General features: G+C 63.7%; 19 protein-coding genes. 14 read left to right on the top strand and 5 right to left on the bottom strand.

The genetic code is table 11. The features are described from left to right. Positions 1-386 precede the first annotated feature (386 nt). From ACZYR5_RS25450 to ACZYR5_RS25425, 6 genes are all read left to right on the top strand, one after another. Complete coding sequence (locus ACZYR5_RS25450; RefSeq protein ID WP_489092161.1) at positions 387-1,160, top strand: ABC transporter ATP-binding protein; 774 nt, start codon at positions 387-389, stop codon at positions 1,158-1,160. Continuing rightward, entirely contained in the window at positions 1,157-1,879 is a 723-nt protein-coding gene (locus tag ACZYR5_RS25445; RefSeq protein ID WP_489092160.1) for an ABC transporter ATP-binding protein, read from the top strand. Before ACZYR5_RS25450 ends, ACZYR5_RS25445 begins: the two co-directional genes overlap by 4 nt. A gap of 110 nt (positions 1,880-1,989) precedes the next feature. After that, on the top strand, positions 1,990-3,204 hold the full coding sequence (locus ACZYR5_RS25440) for an ABC transporter substrate-binding protein (protein ID WP_489092159.1): 1,215 nt from the start codon (positions 1,990-1,992) through the stop codon (positions 3,202-3,204). A gap of 74 nt (positions 3,205-3,278) precedes the next feature. Beyond that, complete coding sequence (locus ACZYR5_RS25435) at positions 3,279-4,166, top strand: branched-chain amino acid ABC transporter permease (RefSeq protein WP_489092158.1); 888 nt, start codon at positions 3,279-3,281, stop codon at positions 4,164-4,166. Position 4,167: 1 nt separating this feature from the next. Then, on the top strand, positions 4,168-5,172 hold the full coding sequence (locus ACZYR5_RS25430; RefSeq protein ID WP_489092157.1) for a branched-chain amino acid ABC transporter permease: 1,005 nt from the start codon (positions 4,168-4,170) through the stop codon (positions 5,170-5,172). A gap of 118 nt (positions 5,173-5,290) precedes the next feature. After that, positions 5,291-6,517: an OprD family porin gene (locus ACZYR5_RS25425; RefSeq protein WP_489092192.1), complete on the top strand. Its 1,227-nt coding sequence runs from the start codon at positions 5,291-5,293 to the stop codon at positions 6,515-6,517. A gap of 418 nt (positions 6,518-6,935) precedes the next feature. Here the strand turns inward: ACZYR5_RS25425 and dmpG are convergent, their stop codons facing one another. The 4 genes from dmpG to ACZYR5_RS25405 all read right to left on the bottom strand — a co-directional run bounded on the left by dmpG (position 6,936) and on the right by ACZYR5_RS25405 (position 10,566). Next, entirely contained in the window at positions 6,936-7,964 is a 1,029-nt protein-coding gene (gene dmpG, locus ACZYR5_RS25420; protein ID WP_489092156.1) for a 4-hydroxy-2-oxovalerate aldolase, read from the bottom strand. Positions 7,965-7,974: 10 nt separating this feature from the next. Beyond that, on the bottom strand, positions 7,975-8,901 hold the full coding sequence (locus ACZYR5_RS25415; RefSeq protein WP_489092155.1) for an acetaldehyde dehydrogenase (acetylating): 927 nt from the start codon (positions 8,899-8,901) through the stop codon (positions 7,975-7,977). 28 nt (positions 8,902-8,929) lie between these two features. Then, on the bottom strand, positions 8,930-9,721 hold the full coding sequence (locus ACZYR5_RS25410) for a fumarylacetoacetate hydrolase family protein (RefSeq protein ID WP_489092154.1): 792 nt from the start codon (positions 9,719-9,721) through the stop codon (positions 8,930-8,932). Between the two features lie 71 nt (positions 9,722-9,792). After that, positions 9,793-10,566 (bottom strand): glucose 1-dehydrogenase, encoded by a 774-nt coding sequence (locus tag ACZYR5_RS25405; protein ID WP_489092153.1) that lies wholly within the window; start codon positions 10,564-10,566, stop codon positions 9,793-9,795. Positions 10,567-11,009: 443 nt separating this feature from the next. Here ACZYR5_RS25405 and ACZYR5_RS25400 point away from each other — a divergent pair, with 443 nt between their 5' ends. The 5 genes from ACZYR5_RS25400 (at position 11,010) to ACZYR5_RS25380 (ending at position 17,955) form a co-directional block, all read left to right on the top strand. Further along, positions 11,010-12,197, top strand: a complete 1,188-nt coding sequence (locus tag ACZYR5_RS25400; RefSeq protein WP_489092152.1) for an acyl-CoA dehydrogenase family protein — start codon at positions 11,010-11,012, stop codon at positions 12,195-12,197. 78 nt (positions 12,198-12,275) lie between these two features. Then, positions 12,276-13,298, top strand: a complete 1,023-nt coding sequence (locus tag ACZYR5_RS25395; protein WP_489092151.1) for a 2Fe-2S iron-sulfur cluster-binding protein — start codon at positions 12,276-12,278, stop codon at positions 13,296-13,298. 13 nt (positions 13,299-13,311) lie between these two features. Further along, the gene (locus ACZYR5_RS25390) at positions 13,312-14,913 is read left to right on the top strand and encodes a FadD3 family acyl-CoA ligase (RefSeq protein ID WP_489092150.1); all 1,602 of its coding nucleotides are present in this window, start codon (positions 13,312-13,314) and stop codon (positions 14,911-14,913) included. Between the two features lie 96 nt (positions 14,914-15,009). After that, positions 15,010-16,656, top strand: a complete 1,647-nt coding sequence (locus ACZYR5_RS25385; RefSeq protein WP_489092149.1) for a DUF1302 domain-containing protein — start codon at positions 15,010-15,012, stop codon at positions 16,654-16,656. 69 nt (positions 16,657-16,725) lie between these two features. Continuing rightward, the gene (locus ACZYR5_RS25380) at positions 16,726-17,955 is read left to right on the top strand and encodes an NADH:flavin oxidoreductase (protein WP_489092148.1); all 1,230 of its coding nucleotides are present in this window, start codon (positions 16,726-16,728) and stop codon (positions 17,953-17,955) included. A gap of 153 nt (positions 17,956-18,108) precedes the next feature. Here the strand turns inward: ACZYR5_RS25380 and ACZYR5_RS25375 are convergent, their stop codons facing one another. Further along, positions 18,109-18,945: an alpha/beta fold hydrolase gene (locus tag ACZYR5_RS25375; RefSeq protein WP_489092147.1), complete on the bottom strand. Its 837-nt coding sequence runs from the start codon at positions 18,943-18,945 to the stop codon at positions 18,109-18,111. Between the two features lie 253 nt (positions 18,946-19,198). On the opposite strand from ACZYR5_RS25375, the gene ACZYR5_RS25370 reads away from it, so the two are divergent. The 3 genes from ACZYR5_RS25370 to ACZYR5_RS25360 are packed head-to-tail and all read left to right on the top strand — an operon-like array spanning position 19,199 to position 21,358. Beyond that, the gene (locus ACZYR5_RS25370; RefSeq protein ID WP_489092146.1) at positions 19,199-19,933 is read left to right on the top strand and encodes an SDR family NAD(P)-dependent oxidoreductase; all 735 of its coding nucleotides are present in this window, start codon (positions 19,199-19,201) and stop codon (positions 19,931-19,933) included. 16 nt (positions 19,934-19,949) lie between these two features. Then, positions 19,950-20,723, top strand: a complete 774-nt coding sequence (locus ACZYR5_RS25365) for an SDR family NAD(P)-dependent oxidoreductase (protein WP_489092145.1) — start codon at positions 19,950-19,952, stop codon at positions 20,721-20,723. Then, on the top strand, positions 20,723-21,358 hold the full coding sequence (locus ACZYR5_RS25360; RefSeq protein WP_489092144.1) for a nuclear transport factor 2 family protein: 636 nt from the start codon (positions 20,723-20,725) through the stop codon (positions 21,356-21,358). Before ACZYR5_RS25365 ends, ACZYR5_RS25360 begins: the two co-directional genes overlap by 1 nt. Positions 21,359-21,949 lie beyond the last annotated feature (591 nt).

The following is a 21,949-nucleotide window of genomic DNA, read 5'->3' as shown; positions in this document are numbered from 1 at the left end:
CGGCAAGCCGGCTCCTACAGAGGGCTGGGTGCTCACAGATATTTGTCAGCGGCGCAGACCATTGTAGGAGCCAGCTTGCTGGCGAAGGTCGTGAACGCTGACGATGACTGTCTGAATGTACGCGGCGATTTCGGGTTTTTTCGCTGGCAAGCCAGCTCCTACGAGGGGGTATGGGGTCAACGAACCCACGTAAATGCCCGGTCTAGAGCCTCCTGCTCACACATGTTTCAACCTTGAAATACTTTAGTCGTAAGTTGCCTGTTTAACTCTTGTAGGACGATTCTGACTTTTGTATATTCGGTCACGTTTACGTAAGCGTAAACGTCAGTGCAAGTGTGTTCGCAGCGCCATAACCAATAAAAACAAACAAGGTTAGAGGGCTCCACATGTCACCAGAGTTTGTCTTGGAAACCCGCGGCCTGACCAAGGAGTTTCGCGGTTTCACCGCCGTCGATTCGGTCGATCTGCGTGTTCAGAAGGGCCATATCCATGCCCTGATCGGTCCCAACGGGGCCGGTAAGACCACGGTTTTCAACCTGCTTACCAAATTCCTCCCGCCCACCCGTGGCGAAATCCTCTATCAGGGCAAAACCATCACCCGGCTCAAGCCCAACGAGATTGCGCGTCTGGGCCTGGTGCGCTCGTTCCAGATCTCGGCGGTGTTCGGCCACATGAGCGTGGTGGAAAACGTGCGGGTGGCGCTGCAGCGCAAGCGCGGTGATTCCTACCATTTCTGGAAGCCCGAGAGCAGCCTCGATTCGCTCAACGAGCGCGCCATGCAGATGCTCGACGAGGTGGGCCTGGCCGATTACGCCCACACCCAGACCATCGAACTGCCGTACGGCCGCAAACGCGCGCTGGAACTGGCCACCACCCTGGCGCTGGACCCCAGCGTATTGCTGCTCGACGAACCGACCCAGGGCATGGGGTACGAGGATGTGAACATGGTCATCGAATTGGTACGGCGTGCGGCGGTGGGGCGCACGGTGTTGATGGTGGAGCACAACCTGAGCGTGGTCAGCGAGCTGTCCGACCGCATCACCGTGCTGGCGCGCGGGGCGATTCTGGCCGAAGGCGACTACGCCAGCGTGTCGGCTCATCCGCAGGTGCGCGAGGCGTACCTGGGCAGTGAGGCGACAGTGCAAGGGGCTCACGCATGAGCAGTCTGCACACCCCTGAATTCGAACAACTGCGCATCGCCGACCTGCATGCGTTCTATGGCGAGTCGCACATCCTGCACGGCATCGACATGCAAGTGCGCCGTGGCGAACTGGTGACCTTGCTCGGGCGCAATGGCTCCGGTCGCTCCACCACGCTGCGGGCGATCATGAACATGGTCGGTCGGCGCACCGGCTCTATCATGGTCAACGGCACCGAAACCATCGGCCTGTCGGCGCACCTGATCCCACGTTTGGGCGTGGGTTTCTGCCCGGAAGAACGGGGCATTTTCGCCAGCCTCAACGTCGAGGAAAACCTGCTGCTGCCGCCCAACGTGCGCAGCGACGGCATGAGTCTGGACGAAATCTACGAGATGTTCCCCAACCTCTACGAGCGCCGTTTCAGCCAGGGTACACGGCTGTCCGGCGGTGAACAGCAGATGCTGGCGATGGCGCGGATCCTGCGTACCGGGGCCAACCTGCTGCTGCTCGACGAGATCACCGAAGGCCTGGCCCCGGTGATCGTGCAAAAGCTTGGGCAGGTGCTGATCAAGCTGAAGAACAAGGGCCTGACCATCGTTCTGGTGGAACAGAATTTCCGTTTTGCCGCGCCCCTGGCCGACCGTCATTACCTGATGGATCACGGCCAGATCGTGGAACAGATCAGCGCTGCTGAACTGGACGCCAAGCAGGATTTGCTACACCGCTGCCTGGGCGTCTGACAGCCGTTTTACCCCGCGCATCATGCAGGTCGCCGAGGCTTTCCCCTCGACGGCACGGGGCCGCTTTGCCTGGAACAATAAAAATAACTTCGGACAGTGGGGTGATCTACATGAAGGTTTTTCAGCAAACAGCAAGCGCCATCCTGGCTTCCAGCCTGATCGCCGGCGCGGCCCAGGCGCAGATCAGCGACGATGAAATTCGCATCGGTTACCTGGCGGACATGTCGGGCACTTACCGCGACCTGTCCGGCCCCGGTGGCCTGGACGCGTTGAACATGGCCGTCGAGGATTTCGGTGGCCAGGTCAACGGCAAGAAAATCGTGGTGTTCAGCGCCGACGACCTGAACAAGCCCGACGTCGGCGCCAACACTGTGCGCCAGTGGGTCGATGAGCGTAACGTCGACATGGTCACCGGCATGGTCGCCTCATCCGTGGTGCTGGCTGCCAGCAAGGTGGTCGAGCAGTCCGGCAAACTGGCGCTGATTTCCGGCGCGGCGGCGTCGAGCCTGACCAACGAATTCTGTTCGCCCAACCACATCCACTGGACCTACGACTCCTACGCCCTGGCCAACGGTACGGCCAAGTCGGTGCTGGCCGACGGCGGCAAGAGCTGGTTCATCATCACCGCCGACTATGCCTTCGGCCATGCGATGGAAGCGGACATCACCAAGGTCGTCGAAGCCGATGGCGGCAAGGTCGTGGGCAAGGTACGCCACCCGTTCCCCACCAACGACTTTTCCTCCTACATCCTCCAGGCCCAGGGTTCCGGTGCCGAGGTGATCGCCTTCGCCAACGCCGGCTCCGACACCGTCAATTCGCTGAAGACCGCCAACCAGTTCGGCGTCGCCCAGTCCGGGCAGAAGCAGGCGGGCATGGTGGTGTTTCTCAACGACATCCACGCCATGGGCCTGGACGTGACCCAGGGCCTGATGCTGACCACCGGTTGGTACTGGGACATGAACGACGAGAGCCGCGCCTGGGCCGAGCGTTACCACAAGCGCACCGGCAAGATGCCGGGCATGGTGCCGGCGGGGATCTACTCGGCGACCATGAACTACCTCAACGCGATCAAGGCCACCGGCAGTGACGAAGCGCAAACCGTGCGGGCGCAGATGATGGCGACCCCGGTCAACGACATGTTCGCCAAGAACGGCAAGATCCGCGCCGATGGACGCATGGTCCACGACATGTACCTGGCGCAGGTCAAGACCCCGGCCGAGTCCAAGGGCGAGTGGGACCTGTACAAGATTGTGCGCACCATCCCCGGCGACGAGGCCTACCGCCCGGTGGCCGAGAGCAAGTGCAAGCTGCTCAGCCAAAACTGACCGATGCATGACTGATAGCGCGTGCCCGGCGGCTGGGTTGCCGGGCATCAGGGTCTTTCTGTGGGTGGTGAATCATGACTTTGATATTCGGTATTCCCCTGGCGGTGATGTCCGGGCAGTTGCTCCTGGGCCTGATCAACGGCGCATTCTATGCCTTGCTCAGCCTCGGCCTGGCGATCATTTTCGGGCTGTTGCGCATCATCAACTTTGCCCACGGCGCGCAGTACATGCTCGGCGCGTTCACCGCGGTGATGGCGCTGAACTGGCTGGGCGTCAACTACTGGATGGCGCTGGTCCTGGCGCCGCTGCTGGTGGGGGCGGTCGGCGTGCTGATCGAGCGTTACCTGCTGCGGCGTATCGCCGGTGAGGATCACCTCTACGGCCTGCTGCTGACCTTCGGCCTGGCACTGATCCTCGAAGGCTCGTTCGTCAAGCTGTTCGGCGTGTCCGGCTCGGCCTACCCGATGCCCGAACAACTGAAGGGCGGCTACAACCTCGGCTTCATGTTCCTGCCGACCTATCGCGCCTGGGTGATCGTCGCTGCGTTGGCGGTGTGCCTGGTCACCTGGTACATGATCGAACGCACCCGGCTCGGCTCCTACCTGCGCGCCGGCACCGAGAACCCGAAGCTGATGCAGGCCTTCGGCATCAATGTGCCGCTGCTGATCACCCTGACCTATGGCTACGGCGCAGCCCTTGCGGCCTTTGCCGGCGTGCTCGCGGCACCGATCTATTCGGTGACCCCGACCATGGGCGCCAACCTGCTGATCGTGGTGTTTGCGGTGGTGGTGATTGGCGGCATGGGCTCGATCATGGGCGCCATCGTCACCGGTCTGGCCATGGGCCTGATCGAAGGGCTGACCAAGGTGTTTTATCCAGAAGCGGCCAACACCGTGGTGTTCCTGGTGATGGTGCTGGTGCTGCTGGTGCGTCCGGCAGGCCTGTTCGGAAAGGAGGCATAAGATGACAAGTCTGCAGATCAAACCAGAGGCCGTACGCCAGCCACCGCAAGTGGTGCTGGAACGGCAAAAGGCGGCAACCCGGCGCAAGCGTGGCTTCTACCTGGCACTGTTCGCCGTGGCACTGGTGGCGCCGGCGGCGATCTACCCGGTGTTCCTGATGAAGTTACTGTGTTTCGCGCTGTTCGCCTGCGCCTTCAACCTGCTGCTGGGTTACGCCGGCCTGCTGTCCTTCGGGCATGCGGCGTTTCTCGCCACCGGTGGCTACGTCACCGGCTATCTGCTGACCCAGTACAGCGGCCTCGACACCGGCCTGGGGATCATCCTCGGCACCTTGAGCTCGGCGCTGATGGGGCTGGTGTTTGGCTTGTTGGCGATCCGGCGCCAGGGCATCTACTTCGCGATGATTACCCTGGCGTTGGCGCAGCTGGTGTTCTTTCTCTACGTCCAGGCACCGTTCACCGGCGGCGAAAACGGCCTGCACGGGGTGCCGCGTGGCAAGTTGTTCGGGTTGTTGGACCTGAGCAGCAACCTGACCATGTACTACTTCGTGCTGGCGGTGTTCGTGTTCGGCTTCGCGGTGATCCAGCGCACCATCCACTCGCCCTACGGCCAGGTGCTCAAGGCGATTCGCGAGAACGAACCCCGGGCGATTTCCCTCGGCTACAACGTCGATGCGCACAAGCTGCTGGCGTTCGTCATCTCGGCGGCGCTGACCGGCCTCGCTGGTTCGACCAAGACTGTGGTGTTCCAGCTGGCATCGCTCACCGACGCGCACTGGCACATGTCCGGCGAGGTGATCCTGATGACCCTGCTCGGCGGCGTCGGCACCATCCTCGGTCCGCTGGTGGGCGCCACAGTGGTCGTGACCCTGCAGAGCTACCTGTCCAACGGCCCGCTGGGGGAATGGGTGCACGTGATCCTCGGGATGATTTTTGTCCTGTGCGTGCTGCTGTTCCGGGTCGGCATCGTCGGCTGGGTGCTCAAGCTCAGCCGGCGCAATTTCTAGAACCTGATTTGCCGCGGTAGGGAGCCCACGCAGGGTGCGTGGGTGTGCTGCACCACAACAAAAAAAAGAGAGCCTTATGTACGTCAAACGATCTGTTCGCATTGCCCAGTTATCCGGTATGGCCGGGGTCATCGGTGTCTGCGCCCCGGCGTCCGCCGATTTCATCAGCGACAGCAAGGCCGGTGTGGAGATGCGCAACTTTTACATGAACCGCGATTTTCGCCAGGCCAACGCACCGCAAAGCAAGGGCGAGGAGTGGGCCCAGGGTTTCATCCTGAAGATGGAGTCGGGGTTCACCGAGGGCACCGTGGGGTTTGGTGTCGATGCCCAGGGCTTGCTCGGGATCAAGCTCGATTCCAGCCCGGATCGCGCCGGCGTTACCGGCTTGCTACCCCAGGGACCGACGTCCAAACGCGCCCCGGATAACTACAGTGAACTGGGTGTGACCGGCAAGGTGCGGGTGTCCAAGTCGACCTTGAAGGTCGGTACGCTGATGCCCAAGCTGCCGGTGCTGGTGCCCAACGATACGCGCCTGTTGCCACAGACTTTCGAAGGCGGTCAGTTGACCTCCATGGACCTGGACAACCTGACCTTCAACGGCGGGCGCCTGACCCAGGTCAGCCAGCGCAACTCCAGCAACCGTGAAGACATGACGGTCATGAAGGGGCCGCGGCGCAACATCGTCACCGGGGCCAATGCGACCACCGACCAGTTCGATTTCATCGGCGGTGACTACAAGTGGAGCAACGGCCTCACCACCGGCTATCACTACGCTCACCTGGAGGATCTGTACAAGCAGCACTTCCTGACCCTGAGCCATACCTTGCCAGTGGCCGAGGGTCAGTCGCTGAAGTCCGACCTGCGCTGGTCCAGCGCCACCGATGACGGCAACAGCAACGTCGACAACCGCATGCTCGGCGCGATGTTCACCTACGCCCTGGGCGCCCACGCCTTTGGCCTGACCTACCAGAAAATGAGCGGTGACACCGGCTTCGCCAACGTCAACGGCGCCGACCCGTACCTGGTCAACCTGGTGCAGATCAACGACTTCGCCAACCAGGACGAACGCTCCTTCCAGGCCCGCTACGACTTCAACTTCGCCGGCGTCGGCATCCCGGGTCTGACCTTCATGACCCGTTACGTCAAGGGCGACCAGGTCAACCTCGGCGCTGCACCGGGGGACGGCAAGGAGTGGGAACGCAACACCGACATCGGCTACGTGATCCAGAGCGGCGCGCTGAAAAACGTCGGCATCAAATGGCGTAACGCGAGCTACCGCAGCAGCTTCGCCAGCGACATCGACGAGAACCGTTTGATCGTCAGCTACAGCCTGCCGTTGTGGTGATCCCTCTGTAGGAGCTGGCTTGCCAGCGAAGGCGGTGTGTCAGGCGATGCACAGGCTGGATGTACCGCCGCCATCCCGAGCAGGCTCGGTCCCACAGGGGATCTGCGGTGGACACAGATTTTGCGTTCGACCGCGATCCAAACTGTGGGAGCGAGCCCGCTCGCGAAGGCGGTGTGTCAGGCGATGCACAGGCTGGATGTACCGCCGCCATCCCGAGCAGGCTCGGTCCTACAGGGATTGATGGTGAACACAGAATTTGCGTTCGACCGCCTCTGTAGGAGCTGGCTTGCCAGCGAAGGCGGCGTGTCAGGCGATGCCCGTGTCACATGTGCCGGCCTCATCCCGAGCAACGGAACGCCGCCCGGGCTGGTCCCACAGAAGATCTGCGGCGGACACAGATCCCACAGAGGATTTCCTCTTATGCCTGCCGACGCTGCCTGGCCAGGGTCATGGCGGTGTCTTCGATCATGTCTTCCTGGCCGCCAACCATGCCGCGTCGGCCCATTTCCACCAGGATCTCCCGGGCCGATACACCGTATTTCTTCTCGGCGCGCTTGGCGAACAGCAGGAATGAGCCATAGACCCCGGCATAGCCCATGGTCAGGGCGTCGCGGTCGCTGCGGATCGGGAAGTCCATGATCGGCACCACCAGGTCCTCGGCCACGTCCTGGATGCCGAACACGCTGACGCCGGTGTCGATGCCCATGCGGTCACACACCGCCACCAGCACTTCCATCGGCGTATTGCCGGCACCGGCGCCCAGGCCCGCGCAGGCCGCATCGATGCGGTTGGCCCCGGCGGCAATCGCGGCGATCGAGTTGGACACGCCCATCGACAGGTTGTGATGCCCGTGGAAACCAATCTCGGTCTCCGGCTTGAGGGCGGCGCGCATCGCCGCCACGCGGGCGCTGACGTCGTGGGGCAGCAGGTAGCCGGCGGAGTCGGTCAGGTAGATGCAGTTGGCGCCATAGCTCTCCATCAGCAGACCCTGTCGGACCAGGCCTTCGGGGCTGTTCATGTGGGCCATCATCAGGAAGCCGACGGTGTCCATGCCCAGGTTGCGCGCATGGGAGATATGCTGTTCGCTGACATCCGCCTCGGTGCAATGGGTGGCGACGCGGATCGTGTTGACTCCCAGCTCATGGGCCATTTTCAAATGATCGACAGTGCCAATGCCCGGCAACAGAAGCGCCGAAACCTTGGCCTTCTTCATCAGTGGAATCACCGCCGACAGATATTCCTCGTCGGTGTGCGCCGGGAAACCGTAGTTCACCGAGCTGCCGCCGAGGCCGTCGCCGTGGGTCACTTCGATCAGCGGTACGCCGGCGGCGTCGAGGCCGCAGGCGATGTCTTTCATCTGTTGCAGGCTGATCTGGTGGCGCTTGGGGTGCATGCCGTCGCGCAGGCACATGTCGTGAACGGTGATGCTTTTGCCGCGAAGATCCATGGTCGGCTCCTTATGCGTGGGCGGGTTGGGCGGTGGCTTGCAGGACCAGTTCGCCCTTGAGGATTTCCTCGGCAAACATCTCGGCGGTGCGCGCGGCGGCGGCGGTCATGATGTCGAGGTTGCCGGCGTACTTCGGCAGGTAGTCACCCAAGCCTTCGACCTCCATGAAGATCGACACCCGGTTGCCGTCGAACACCGGACCGTTGACCAGCTTGTAGCCGGGCACATAGCGCTGCACCTGGGCGATCATCGCTTCGATCGCAGCGGTGATTGCCGGCTGGTCAGGCTCGCTTTCGGTCAGGCAGTGCACCGTGTCGCGCATGATCAACGGCGGCTCGGCGGGGTTGATGATAATGATCGCCTTGCCTTTCTTCGCACCGCCGACCTTTTCCACGGCGCTGGAGGTGGTGCGGGTGAATTCGTCGATGTTCTTGCGGGTGCCAGGACCTACCGATTTGGAGGCGGCGGTGGCGATGATTTCCGCGTATTCCACTGGCTGCACACTGGACACAGCGGCCACCAGCGGGATGGTCGCCTGGCCACCGCAGGTGACCATATTGACGTTCATCACCCCCAGGCCCAGTTGTGCCTTGAGATTCACCGGGGGTACGCAATACGGGCCGATGGCCGCCGGCGTCAGGTCGATCATCAACACGCCGAGGGCGTTGAGCTTGCGCGAGTTTTGCGCATGCACATAGGCCGAGGTGGCGTCGAAGGCGATCTGGATCTGGTCTTCGAGGACGTGGGGCAGCAGGCCGTCAACACCGTCGGCGGTGGTTTTCAGGCCCAGTTCGCGGGCCCGGGCCAGGCCTTCGGAGGTGGCGTCGATACCGACCATCCACACCGGCTCCAGCACGTCGCTGCGCATCAGTTTGTACAGCAGGTCGGTGCCGATGTTGCCCGGCCCGATCAGCGCGCATTTGATTTTTTTGCTCATGGTGTTTGGCTCCAGGAAGGTGAAGAGGTCACGGGACAAATCGCAGGCTGGTTGCGCCGAGACCGCTCATGCTCAAGGTGATGCGGTCGCCCGCGACCACCGGCACCAGGGGCGCGAGGGCGCCGGAGAGAATGATTTCGCCACGGCGGAACGGAATGCCCAGTTCGCCCAGGGTATTGGCCAGCCAGGCCACCGCTGCGCAAGGGTGGCCCTGTACGGCCGAGCCGAGGCCTGAGCCTGCCGGCTCGCCGTTTTTCAGCAGTTGCATGTGCACGGCGGCGAGGTCCAGCGAGCGTGGATCGATGCGCTGGCTGCCGAGGGCGAACACCCCGCACGAGGCGTTGTCGGCCACGGTGTCCTGGATGCGGATCTGCCAGTCGGTGATCCGCGAATCGACGATTTCAAAGCATGGGGCGACCCATTGGCTGGCGGCCAGCACGTCTTCGGCGCTGATGCCCGGGCCCTGCAGATCTTCGCCGAGGATGAACGCGATCTCGCCTTCGGCCCGTGGCTGGATCAGGTTGTAGCGGGCCAGGCTGACATCGCTGCCGTCCTCGACCTGCATGGCGTTGGTGAGGAAGCCGAAGTCCGGTTGGTGGACGTCGAGCATCTCTTGCACGGCGCGGCTGGTGACCCCGATTTTCTTGCCGATCACGCGCTCGCCGAGGGCTTCGCGGCGTTGCAGGAACTGCAGGGAAATCTGGTAGGCCTGCTCCAGGGTGATGCTTGGGTAGCGCTGGGTCAGGGGGGCCAGGGTCTGGCGGTTGCGCAGGGCGTTGAACAGTTCGGCGCCAAGCGCGTTGATCAGGTGGGCGTCCATGGCGAGGGCTCCAGGGGATTGAAAAAAAAAGCCCGCCCCAACAGTGTCAGAGGCGGGCCCAAAGGAGTGCGTTAGCCGGGCCAGACCGACGAATCGGCGCCGCCATCGACATCGATGACCTTGCCGGTGACCCAGGCCGACGCCGGGCTGGCCAGGTAGAGCGCGGCGGCGGCGATGTCCTGCGGGCTGCCGAGGCATTTGAGCGGGGTGTTGTTTTCCATGACTTCGCGCATGGCATCGGGCATCACGCCATTGAGCGCTTCGGTCAAGGTCGGGCCGGGGGCCACGGCGTTGACCCGGATCTGTGGCGCGAAGTCCTGGGCCAGCAGGCGGGTCAGGTGGCTGAGGGCGGCCTTGGCGCTGCCGTAGGCGCTGAAATGGCGCTGGGCGTAGCGCGCGGCCACCGAGCTGATGTTGATGATGTTGCCCCCGCCGGCGTCGCGCATCAGCGGCACGCACAGTTGGCAGAAGGCGTAGCTGGTGGCGACGTTGAAGGTCAGCACCTGGGCGAATTGTTCGGGGGTCATGCTCAGCGGGTCGTTGGGTCCACCACCGCCGACGTTGTTGACCAGGTGGGTGATGCGGCCCAGCTGTTCGACGCTCTGGCGCACCAGGGCCTCGCGTTGTCCGGCATCGTTGACGTCACAGGCAATGGCCAACGCGCGTCGGCCGAGGCCGCGAACCTCTTCGGCGACCGCCTCGACCTCGGCCAGCGACCGCGCCGAGCACACCACATCGGCACCGGCCTCGGCATACGCCAGGGCAATCGCCCGACCGATCCCCCGGCCGCTGCCGGTGACGATGGCGACGCTGCCGGGCATCTGGAAACGCTGCAAAATACTCATGGGCCCTTGCTCCGTGGGGTCGGTGGTTGATGGGCTCAATATCGCTGTGGCGGGAGGGAAGGGCATCGTCTTAATGGACTAGCGGTGGTGTCGGGGATTGCGTGAACCTGCTGCTCCGCCGTTCAAACCGTAGGAGCTGGCTTGCCAGCGAAAACCCTGAGGCCTCCGCGTACATCCAGGACAACTGCGTCATCGTTGACGAGCTTCGCGAGCAGGCTCGCTCCCACAGGGGCTGCGTCATCCAGCTGCATCGCCGTCCAAACTGTAGGAGCTGGCTTGCCAGCGAAAGGGTCTTCGAATTCAACACAGATGTTGAATGAAGATTTGTCTTCGCTGGCAAGCCAGCTCCTACTAGTCCGCTTTGACGATGAACGAATCCCCTTGCAACCCGATGATCCTCCTCAACTCGCGCAGTGGCGCAGTGAGATCGGGAGAATTGAGTGATGCACAGCTTGCGAGAAAAGACCCAGGACGAGTGTGATCTGCTGGACCGTGCACGGCGCCTGGTGCCGATGCTCAAGGCGCGCACGGCGCAGGCCGACAAGGATTTGAAAGTGCCGGTGGAAAGCGTCCTCGAATTGCAGTCCGCCGGATTGCTGCGGGCCCTGCAGCCACGCTTGTTCGGCGGTTATGAAGTGGATCCGCGGACCTTCTTCGAAATCCAGACCATCCTCGCCGAGGGCTGCATGTCCACCGCCTGGATCTACGGCGTGATGGGCGTGCACCCCTGGCAACTGGCGCGCTACCCGATCGAAACCCAGCGTGAAGTCTGGGGCGAAGACCACAGCGCGCTGATCTGCTCGACCTATATGCCGGCAGCCCAGGTCACGGTGGTCGAAGGCGGTTACCGGATCAGCGGGCGCTGGGGTTTCTCCAGCGGCAGCGAGCACTGCCAGTGGGTGTTCCTCGGCGGCATCCTGCCACCGGACGGCGAAATGGCGGCCGAGCACGGCACCTTCCTGCTGCCGAGCAGTGACTACCGCATCGAACGCAACTGGGATGTGATGGGCCTGCGCGGCACCGGCAGCCATGACATCGTGGTCGAAGACGTATTCGTCCCGGCTCATCGCGTACAGCGCACCAATAACTGGACCCTCGAAGCGACCCCTGGACGCCTGGTCAATACCAACCCGATCTACGCGATCCCGTTCGCCCAGGTGTTCTCCCGTGCGGTCTCGACCTCGGCCATCGGCGCCCTGCAAGGGGCGATCAACGAGTTCCGCGACAACGCCGCCAAGCACATCGGCAAACATGGCGCGCGCACCGCCGACGATCCGGTGGCGCAAACCGCGGTGGCCGAGGCGATCATTACGGTCGACAGCCTGCGGCTGGTGCTCGAGCGCAACTACCAGCACCTGATGGACCTGGCCCGCGCCGGCGACTACCCGGATACCGAGACTCGCCTGCTGTACCGCTACCAGTCGGCCTACGTCACCAACATCTGCGCCGAACGTACCAACGACCTGTTGCGCAGCATGGCGGCCTCCGGCCTGTACAACACCAACCCGGTGGCGCGGCTGTTCCGTGACCTGCACCAGGCCCGTGGGCATATCGCCAACAATTACATGGCCTACGGGCGCAGCTACGGCGCGGTGATGCTCGGCCTGCCCAACCCCGACCCTTATGTCTGAAGCCCGCGCGGCGGTTTGACCCCATTGGGTTTACACCGGCCCGTGTCGTACGGGCCGGTGGTCATGAGTACCTGAGCTATGAACCATTATCTTCCCCTGCGCGTGGCGCAAGTGATCGAGGAAACCGCCGACGCCTGCTCGGTGGTGTTCGACGTGCCCGAGCACCTGGGCGAACGTTTTCGCTATCAACCCGGACAGTTCCTGACCTTGCGCGTGCCCTACGAGGGCGGCTGGCTGCCGCGCTGTTATTCGTTGTCGAGCACGCCGCTGCTCGATGAACCGTTGCGCGTCACCATCAAGCGCGTGCAGGACGGACGCGCCTCGAACTGGCTGTGCCGTGAGCTGCAGGAGGGCCAGATCCTCGAAGTCCTGCCACCGGCCGGGGTCTTCGTGCCGCGCAATCTGGACGGCGATCTGCTGTTGTTCGGTGGCGGCAGCGGGGTGACGCCGGTGCTGTCGATCCTGCGTTCGGCGTTGCTTGCCGGCAGCGGCCGCGTGCTGTTGATCTACGCCAACCGCGACGAAGCCTCGGTGATTTTCAAGGAGGAATTGAAGTTCCTCGCCAGCGTCCATCCCCAGCGCCTGCAAGTGGTGCACTGGCTGGACTCGGTGCAGGGCATTCCCAGCGTTGGCCAACTGGCGGAACTGGCGCGGCCGTTCATTGATGCCCAAGCCTTTATCTGCGGCCCGGGACCCTTCATGGACGCCAGCGTCAGCGCCCTGAAAAGCCTCGGCATGCCGGAGCGCCGGGTGCATGTCGAACGCTTCGTCTCGTTGCCCGGCGAAGGCGAGCAGTTGCCGGTGAGCAGCAGCGAGGCCGCGGTAGCCGCGCAGTTGGCGGTGCGCCTGGATGGCGAGGATTTCGAGCTGCCCTGCGACAGCGGCGAAACCGTGCTCGCTGCCATGGAGCGCGCCGGCCTCAAACCGCCCAGCGCCTGCCGGGTCGGTGGCTGTGCCTCGTGCATGTGTACCCTCGACAGCGGCGACGTCGAGATGCTGCTCAACGATGCCCTGGACAGCGGCGAGCTGGCCGAAGGCTGGATTCTCGCCTGCCAGGCCGTGCCCACCAGCGCGCAATTGCGTATCCGCTTTCCCGAATGAGCCCGAGCCCACGATGAATCAGAGCCTGAACCCTGCCGCACCCCCTGTCACCCTGGCCCAGTTGGTGTTCGCCAGCGCCGAGCGTTTTGCCGGGCGTACCGCCATCGAGGACAACGGCCAGTGCATCGATTTCGCCCAGTTGCCCGAACGGGTCATGGCCTTTGCCCGGGGCTTGATGGCCCTGGGCATTCAGGCCGGGGACCGTGTCGGCATCTGGGCGCCGAACAGCGCCGAGTGGATTCTCGCCGCGCTGGGCATTCAGTGCGCCGGCGCGGTGCTGGTGCCGATCAATACCCGGATGAAAGGCCAGGAGGCCGCCGATGTGCTGGAGCGCAGCGGCTGCCGGGTACTGTTTGTCCAGCAGCGCTTCCTCGACGTCGACTACCCGGCACTGCTGGCAGACTATCGTCCGGCCAGCCTTGAGCATCTGGTGATTTTCGAAGGCGATGAACCGGCGCTGGCCTCGGACCTGAGCCTTGAACAATTCCTGCTGGGTGCCGCGACCGTCGATGCTGAGCGTGCCATGCAGCGCGCCCTGGAGATCGGGCCCGAGGCCATGTGCGACCTGCTGTTCACCTCCGGCACCACCGGCAAACCCAAGGGCGTGATGAGCGGCCATGGCCAGAACCTGCGGGCCTTCAGCGAATACGTCAAGGTCATCGGCCTGGTGCCGGGCGACCGCTACCTGATCGTCAATCCGTTTTTCCACGCCTTTGGCTACAAGGCCGGCTGGCTGACCTGCCTGATCGGCGGGGCGACCATCCTGCCCCATGCGGTGTTCGATGCCGAGCAGGTGTTCCAGCGCATCGCTCGCGAGCGCATCAGCGTGCTGCCGGGTGCGCCGACCCTGTACCTGTCGCTGCTGGCCCATCCACAACTCAAGCAGACCGACCTGTCGAGCCTGCGCATCGCCGTCACCGGTTCGGCGAGCATTCCGCCGAGCCTGATCGAACGCATGCGCAACGAGCTGGGGTTTACCGTGGTCACCACCGCCTACGGCCTGACCGAGTGCGGCGGCTTGGCGACCATCTGCGATCCGCAGGACTCGGCGCAGGTCATCGCCGGCACCAGCGGCCGTCCGATCGCCGGCACCGAAGTGAGCATCCGCGACCCTGAGAACCAGGCGCTGGACGCCGGTCAGACCGGGGAAATCTGCCTGCGCGGCTTCCACATCATGCAGGGCTATTTCCAGAACCCCCAGGCCACCGCTGAAGCCATCGACGCCGACGGCTGGCTGCACACCGGCGATGTCGGGCGTCTCGACGCCGCCGGCAACCTGATCATCACCGACCGCCTCAAGGACATGTTCATCGTCGGCGGCTTCAACTGCTACCCGGCGGAAATCGAAGCGGCGCTGATCCGCCATCCGGCCATCGCCCAGGTCGCGGTGGTGGGCATAGCCGACGAGCGCATGGGCGAGGTCGGCTGTGCCTGCGTGGTGTTGCGCGACGGCGCGTTGCTGGACGAGGCGCAATTGATCGCCTGGAGCCGGGAGCAGATGGCCAATTACAAGGTGCCGCGCCAGGTGCGGTTCTTCAGCGCCTTGCCGCTCAACCCGTCGAGCAAGGTGGCGAAGAACGAATTGCGCGCGGCGCTGGCCGACGCGGCGGCTTGAGACGAGGAGGTTTCACCAAACGGACGATGTGCCCACCGGCGGTTTTTCTCAGGCTGTGACGGCACCAGTAACCACAACAACAAAAAGGAGAGGAGCATGTTTACGCGAAACACGGTTGCGCGTCGTTCGGGGAGGCCGGCGTGCGGTCGCACGCTATTAGCCACCGCCATCACCCTGGGCAGTGCCGCGGCCAGCGCCGGGCCAAGCCTGCAGTTGGGCGAGGACACCACCCTGGATTCGACCCTGACGGTCAACTACACCGCCTCCATGCGCACCGCCAAACAGGCCAACCAGTACCTCAACGACCCGAACAATGACGACGGCACGCGCAACTTCAAGCGCGGTTCGTTGATCAACAATCGCCTGAGCCTGTTCGGCGAATTGCAGTTGCGCCACGACAACCTCGGCGCAGTCCTGCGCGGCAGTCATTTCTATGACGATGCCTATCACCAGCGCAACGCCAACGACTCGCCGGACACCGTGAACAAGCTCGGCCACAACGACGGTTTCAGCGACAAGACCCGCGAACTCAGCGGTGGTCGCGCGCGATTGCTGGACGCCTATGTCTACGGCAACTTCGATGTCGGCGAGACCCAGTACCTGTCGCTCAAGGCCGGTCGGCACCTGGTGGCCTGGGGCGAGAGCCTGTTCTGGTCGAACATCAGCCAGGGCCAGGCGCCGGTGGACGCGACCAAGTTCAACGTGCCGGGCACCGAGGCCAAGGACTCCTACCTGCCGGTGGGCCAGGTCTCGGGCTCCTGGTCGCTGAATGAGGACCTGGCGCTGGTGGGCTACTACCAGTACGAGTGGGAGAAGACTGATCTGAACCCGGTGGGCGATTATTTCGGCAGCGACACCTTCGGTCCGGGCGCCGAGTTCTATCGCCTCGGCAGCGGCCAGGTCAGCAGCCTGCCCAACGGCGCGGCGGTGGCCTTTGCCGGCGACAAGGACGCCAGCGACAGCGGCCAATGGGGCCTGGGGGTGCGCTATCGGATCACCGAAAACACCGAGGTCGGCTTGTTCCACTATCGCTACAACGAGCGCGTCGGCTCGATGTTCTTCGACTTCAGCGGCAGCACCCGTTACTCATCGCTGAAAAACATCGGCCACACCGGCGAGGCGATGACCTATCGCCTGGGCTACTTCGAGGACGTCAAGCTGACCGGTATCAGCTTCAGTTCCAAGGTCGGCGATTCGGTGCAGTACGCCGGCGACCTGAGCTACCGCGACGGCGCCTCGGTGTACCTGGACAACGGTGCGCCGACTACCGGGCAGATCTGGCAGGGCAACCTCAACACCTCCTACATCCTCGGCCCGAGCATGCTGGCGCAGCAGACCACCTTCATGGCCGAAGTGGTGCACCAGCACATCGCCGGGGTCGACACACTGACCATCAGCGGCGGCGGGCCTGGGGTTGACGGCACCTTCGACAACTTCGAATCGGACACCCAGACCCGCGGCTCGACCCTACTTGGCATCGGTGCCTACATGGACTACCCGTCGGTGGCCACCGGCCTCGACCTGAATACCAAGGTGGTGTGGACCCAGAACGTCGACGGCAGTGCCTACCAGGGCCTGGGCCGTGACGAGAAGCGCCTGACCGTGGGCGGCGACTTCAAGTACCTGGGTAATTTCCAGATCGGCATGACCTATGTCGCCTACCTGAGTTCGCCGGATGTCGCCCAGGGCCGCTTGCTGGCGGACCGCGACTACCTGTCGCTCAACGCCAAGTACAGCTTCTGATGATCGCGGCGGCGTCACCCTGTGACGTCGCCGTCTTGTTTCAGCCATAACAATAATGAGAGGCCTGTCATGAACTCACGTCCGACCCCGTCACCGTTCAGCCCTGTGCAGATCGGCCCGTTGACCCTGAAAAACCGCTTCATCAAGGCCGCCACCAACGAGGGCATGAGCGCCGGTGGCGTGCCTTCCAAGCAACTGGTCAAGCTGCACTCGGCGCTGGTTGCCGGTGGCACCGCCCTGACCACTGTCGCTTATTGCGCGGTGAGCGACGACGGGCGCACCTTGCCCAACCAGTTGACCCTCAGCCAGTCCAGCCTGCCGCACTTTCGCGCGCTGACCGAGGGCGTGCACCAGGCCGGTGGCCTGGTCAGCGCACAGATCACCCACGGCGGCTGCTTTACCTTTATCCGCGAGCGTTCGACCAAGCGACCGCTGTCGGCCAGTGGTGGCTTCAACAAGATCGGCATGATGAGCGGCATGTTCCTCAAGCAGAAGATGAACGAAGCCGACATGCAGCAGGTGATCCGCGACTTCGCCCAGGGCGCACGGCTGGCACGCCAGGCCGGTTTCGATGCGGTGGAAATCCACATGGGCCACGGCTACCTGCTCAGCCAGTTCATTTCACCGATGTACAACAAACGTCGCGACCAGTACGGCGGCAGCCTGGAAAACCGCCTGCGCTTTCCGCGCCGGGTGCTGCGGGCGGTGCTCGATGCGGTGGGCCACGAGATGGCGGTGATCTGCAAGTACAGCGTCACCGAGGGCGCGCGGGCCGGCAACACGGCTGAAGACGGGGCGCAGATAGCGCGCATGCTGGAGGAGGAGGGCGCGCACCTGCTGGTGCTCAGCGCCGGGATGAACGCGGAATCGATCACCACCATGTTCGGCTCCTCGTTCCCCAAGGAAAACCGCGTGCAACAGAAGAACAAGATCATCGCCATGGCCATGGCGATCCAGCGTCGCACCGAGCCGACCGTCGAGTTCCGCGAGCTGTATCTACTGGAGCATGCGCGCAAGGTGCGGGCGGCGGTGAAGATGCCGCTGGCGTATCTGGGTGGGGCGAAGAGCCTGGCGAGCATCGAGCGGATCATGGCCGAGGGCTTCGATCTGGTCGCCATGGGTCGGGTGCTGCTGGCGGAAAATGACTACGTCGACAAACTCGCCAGCGGCGCCAGTCGCGACTCGATCTGCACCGCCTGCAACCGCTGCGTGGCGATGATGTACACCCCGGGCGGGACCTCCTGTGTGCTGAATCCGCCTGGGGATGCGGAGCTGAATCGGCAGCCGGCGGGGGGTTGATACGGGTTCAAGTAAAACGTAAATCCCTGTAGGAGCTGGCTTGCCAGCGAAGGCGGAATGTCAGGCACAGCAGTTGTTGAATGTGCCGGCCTCTTCGCTGCGATGCGGCGTCCCGACAAGCCAGCTCCTACAGGGTCAACGTCGTGCCTGGGATCAGCCGTTCTGCAGAAAATCAATGCAGCTGCGGTTGAACAGTTCCCGGTGTTCCACCTGGACCCAATGCCCACAGCGATTCAGGACCACGAAGCGCGCATTCGGCGCGCCGTCGATGATGCGCTGGGCGCCGCTGATGGGGTTGAACTGATCGTTGTTGCCCCAGAAACCGAGGATCGGGCACTGGATCTCGCCCAGGCGGGTTTCCATGTTCGGCACCAGCATGGTGCTGAACAGATTCTTCGGCTGGGTCACCGCCACCGCCACCCGTTCCTGCAGCAGGCTGTCCGGCAGGATCGAGTCATCGAACAGCTGCAGGCGCATCATGCTGCGCATCTCGTCCATGCCGATGGGACCGGCGCTGAACAGGCTGACCATGCGCAGGATGCCGGCCATCTGGAAGTAGGTTTCCCGTTCTTCGACTCCGCCTGGCGCCAGCAGGATCAGGCTCTGCACCAGTTGCGGCTGACGCAGCGCCAGGCCCAGGGCGATCGCCCCGCCCAGCGAGTTTCCCAGCAAGGTGCAGCGACGCACGCCGATCGCCTCAAGAAACGCCGACACGCAGTCGACGAAAAAATCCAGGTGGTACTGCACGTCTTCGGGCTTGTCCGAACGACCGAAACCCGGCAGGTCGAGGACGATGTTGCGATAACCGGCGGCGACAAACTGCGGGAAGTTGCCCTTGAAGTTGCTGAAGCCACTGGCGCCCGGGCCGCTGCCGTGCAGCCACAGGACCACCGGGCCGGTGCCTTCGTCCAGGTAATGCAGGCGCAAGCCGCTGTTGGGCAGCGTCGCGTAATGGCCGATGGGCAGGGGCAGGTCTACGGGTTGATTCATGGGGTACTCCAGGTTCTGCGAATGGGAGAGCACAGTCGCCTCGGCCGCGCTGTTGAAGGGGAACGCTGCACCCGAGGCGATGTGCTCTGTGCATGCTCGCCCCGGGTGGCGCTGCCGGCATCGTCCGTTCAGACCACGCGGCGCTAGTCCCATCGGACGATGCCGGCGCCGACCCTGGCCGCTAATCATGCAGGGGACGGCGCCACTGCACGGGCAGCGGGTCGCAGCGTATTTGCACATCTGGAGATTGCTGATGAAGTTACTCAATAAAGTGGCATTTGTGACCGGCGCCGGGCAGGGCATGGGCCAGGCCATCGTCCGTGGATTTGTCGCCGAGGGCGCCAAGGTGGTGGCTGTGGATCTGAACCAGGCGGCCCTGGCCGAAAGCCTCGCCGACCTCGGCGACCAGGTGCTGGCCTTGGCCTGCAACGTCGCCGACAGTGCGTCCGTGGCCGATGCCATGGGCCAGACCGAAGCGCATTTCGGCGGCCTCGATCTGCTGGTCAACAACGCCGGCGTCGGCGCCCTCGACAGCTTCCTCGAAACCCCTGACGACAGCTGGGCGCGGGTGATCGGGGTGAACCTCGGCGGGACCTTCCTGTGCTGCCGTGAAGGCGCCAAACTGATGATCAAGGGCGGTCGCAAGGGCGCGATCATCAACCTGTCGAGCACCGCCGCGCTGACCGGCGACGGTCCCAGCCACTACTGCGCCTCGAAGGCTGCGGTGATGGGCCTGACCCGTTCCATCGCCCGCGAATTGGCGGCCAGCGGCATTCGCGTCAACACCCTGGTGCCGGGCCCGACCAACACGCCGATGATGGCCGGCATCCCTGATGAGTACATGCAGGCGCTGCTGAAAAATGTGCCGCTGGGGCGCATGTGCGAGACCGATGAAATTGCCAAAGTCGCGGTGTTCCTCGCCAGCGAAGACGCCAGTTTCATGACCGGGCAGAACGTTGCCGTCAACGGCGGCATGGCCTTTATCTGATCGGGGAGACACGACTATGAGCAACCGTCTGCAAGGAAAAATTGCCTTCGTCACCGGCGCCGGTTCCGGCATCGGCGAGGCCACCGCGCTGCGCTTCGCCGAGGAAGGCGCCACGGTGGTCCTGTGCGGCCGCCGTATCGAGCCACTGCAGGGCGTACAGGAGAAAATCCAGGCGCTGGGCGGGCAGGCCGAGATCGCCGTGGCCGACGTCAGCGACGAGCAGGCCTACGTCGCGGCGCTGCAATCCACGGCCCAGCGTCACGGCCGTCTGGACATCCTGGTCAACAATGCCATGGCCTACACCTGGGGCGGCATCGACAGCATGAGCACCGCCGACTGGCACGCCAACTTCGCCACCACCGTCGACGGCACCTTCTTCGGCACCCGCACGGCGATGCAGTTGATGAAGGCCCAGGGTGGTGGATCGATCGTCAATATTGCCTCGATCTGCGGCCTGTTCGGCACCGCATGGATGGCCGGTTACTCGGCGGCCAAGGCGGCAGTGATCAACTTCAGCCGTGCGGCAGCCAGCGAAGGCGCGCCGGACAATATCCGCTGCAACGTGATCATTCCTGGCGTGGTCGATACGCCGGCCACCGCCGGCATGCTGAGCGACGCCAAGGCGCGCGGCAACACCGAGAAGGTCATCCCGATGAAGCGTGTCGGCTTGCCGGTGGAGCTGGCCAACGCGATTCTGTTCCTCGCCAGCGATGAGGCGTCGTACGTCACCGGCGCCAGCCTGGCGGTGGATGGCGGGCGCGGTTCGGACCTGTACACGGTGTTCGACTGATGAGCCTGGACAACGACAGCCTGCTGGCACGCATCGATCGCCTGGAATCGCTGGACGCGATCCGCCAACTGGCCGGCAAGTACGCGCTGGCCCTGGACATGCGCGACATGGACGCCATGGCCAACTGCTTCGCCCCGGACGTGCGGGTCGGTCGCGACAAGAGCGGTCGCGCGCACCTCAAGGTGTGGCTGGATGAAACCATGCGCAAGCAATTCCATGGCACTTCCCACCATCTGGGCCAGCACATCATCGAGTTCAGCGATGCCGACCATGCCACTGGCGTGGTCTATTCGAAGAACGAGCATGAGACCGGGCCTGAGTGGGTGATCATGCAGATGCTCTACTGGGACGACTATGAGCGGATCGACGGGCGCTGGTGCTTCCGCCGCCGCCTGCCGTGCTACTGGTACGCCACCGACCTGAACAAACCTCCAATCGGCGGCCTGAAAATGCGCTGGCCCGGGCGCGAACCCTACGCCGGCAGCTTCCACCAGCTGTTCCCGTCCTGGGACGCGTTCTGGGCCCAACGCCCGGACAAGGACGCCTTGCCACACATCGCCGAACCGGCACCGCTGGAGGGTTTCCTGACCACCCTGCGGCGCGGGGCAGGTGATCCGAAGATCCGCGTGCGCTGAGTTTGACGCAGCGGACCTGTAGGAGCGAGCTTGCTCGCGAAGGCGGTGTGACAGTCACCGGTGATTGTGAATGTGCTGGCCTCTTCCCGAGCAGGCTCGGTCCCACAGGGGATCTATGTGGATGCAGATTCTGTGTTCGGCAGCGATCAAAACTGTAGGAGCGAGCCTGCTCGCGATGCGGTGTGTCAGTCACCGAGGATGGTGAATGTGCTGGCCTCTTCCCGAGCAGGCTCGGTCCCACAGGGGATCTATGTGGATGCAGATTCTGTGTTCGGCAGCGATCAAAATTGTAGGAGCGAGCCTGCTCGCGATGCGGTGGGTCAGTCACCGAGGATGGTGGATGTGTTGGCCCCTTCGCGGGCAAGCCCGCTCCTACAGGGGATCTGTGGTGGATGCATAATCTGTGTTCGGCAGCGATCAAAATTGTAGGAGCGAGCTTGCTCGCGATGCGGTGGGTCAGTCACTGGTGATGGTGAATGTACCGGCCTCTTCGCGGGCAAGCCCGCTCCTACAGGGGATCTGTGGTGGATGCATAATCTGTGTTCGGCCGCGATCAAAACTGTAGGAGCGAGCCTGCTCGCGATGCGGTGG

It is taken from the genome of Pseudomonas sp. F007, assembly GCF_057814275.1.
This window is presented reverse-complemented; position numbering and strand designations above follow the sequence as displayed.

What these genes read in the sequence shown, in the direction of transcription:
- ACZYR5_RS25450 (WP_489092161.1), top strand. Translation starts at nt 387, where the DNA reads ATGTCACCAGAGTTTGTCTTGGAAACCCGCGGCCTGACCAAGGAGTTT.
- ACZYR5_RS25445 (WP_489092160.1), top strand. Translation starts at nt 1,157, where the DNA reads ATGAGCAGTCTGCACACCCCTGAATTCGAACAACTGCGCATCGCCGAC.
- ACZYR5_RS25440 (WP_489092159.1), top strand. Translation starts at nt 1,990, where the DNA reads ATGAAGGTTTTTCAGCAAACAGCAAGCGCCATCCTGGCTTCCAGCCTG.
- ACZYR5_RS25435 (WP_489092158.1), top strand. Translation starts at nt 3,279, where the DNA reads ATGACTTTGATATTCGGTATTCCCCTGGCGGTGATGTCCGGGCAGTTG.
- ACZYR5_RS25430 (WP_489092157.1), top strand. Translation starts at nt 4,168, where the DNA reads ATGACAAGTCTGCAGATCAAACCAGAGGCCGTACGCCAGCCACCGCAA.
- ACZYR5_RS25425 (WP_489092192.1), top strand. Translation starts at nt 5,291, where the DNA reads ATGGCCGGGGTCATCGGTGTCTGCGCCCCGGCGTCCGCCGATTTCATC.
- dmpG (WP_489092156.1), bottom strand. Translation starts at nt 7,964, where the DNA reads ATGGATCTTCGCGGCAAAAGCATCACCGTTCACGACATGTGCCTGCGC.
- ACZYR5_RS25415 (WP_489092155.1), bottom strand. Translation starts at nt 8,901, where the DNA reads ATGAGCAAAAAAATCAAATGCGCGCTGATCGGGCCGGGCAACATCGGC.
- ACZYR5_RS25410 (WP_489092154.1), bottom strand. Translation starts at nt 9,721, where the DNA reads ATGGACGCCCACCTGATCAACGCGCTTGGCGCCGAACTGTTCAACGCC.
- ACZYR5_RS25405 (WP_489092153.1), bottom strand. Translation starts at nt 10,566, where the DNA reads ATGAGTATTTTGCAGCGTTTCCAGATGCCCGGCAGCGTCGCCATCGTC.
- ACZYR5_RS25400 (WP_489092152.1), top strand. Translation starts at nt 11,010, where the DNA reads ATGCACAGCTTGCGAGAAAAGACCCAGGACGAGTGTGATCTGCTGGAC.
- ACZYR5_RS25395 (WP_489092151.1), top strand. Translation starts at nt 12,276, where the DNA reads ATGAACCATTATCTTCCCCTGCGCGTGGCGCAAGTGATCGAGGAAACC.
- ACZYR5_RS25390 (WP_489092150.1), top strand. Translation starts at nt 13,312, where the DNA reads ATGAATCAGAGCCTGAACCCTGCCGCACCCCCTGTCACCCTGGCCCAG.
- ACZYR5_RS25385 (WP_489092149.1), top strand. Translation starts at nt 15,010, where the DNA reads ATGTTTACGCGAAACACGGTTGCGCGTCGTTCGGGGAGGCCGGCGTGC.
- ACZYR5_RS25380 (WP_489092148.1), top strand. Translation starts at nt 16,726, where the DNA reads ATGAACTCACGTCCGACCCCGTCACCGTTCAGCCCTGTGCAGATCGGC.
- ACZYR5_RS25375 (WP_489092147.1), bottom strand. Translation starts at nt 18,945, where the DNA reads ATGAATCAACCCGTAGACCTGCCCCTGCCCATCGGCCATTACGCGACG.
- ACZYR5_RS25370 (WP_489092146.1), top strand. Translation starts at nt 19,199, where the DNA reads ATGAAGTTACTCAATAAAGTGGCATTTGTGACCGGCGCCGGGCAGGGC.
- ACZYR5_RS25365 (WP_489092145.1), top strand. Translation starts at nt 19,950, where the DNA reads ATGAGCAACCGTCTGCAAGGAAAAATTGCCTTCGTCACCGGCGCCGGT.
- ACZYR5_RS25360 (WP_489092144.1), top strand. Translation starts at nt 20,723, where the DNA reads ATGAGCCTGGACAACGACAGCCTGCTGGCACGCATCGATCGCCTGGAA.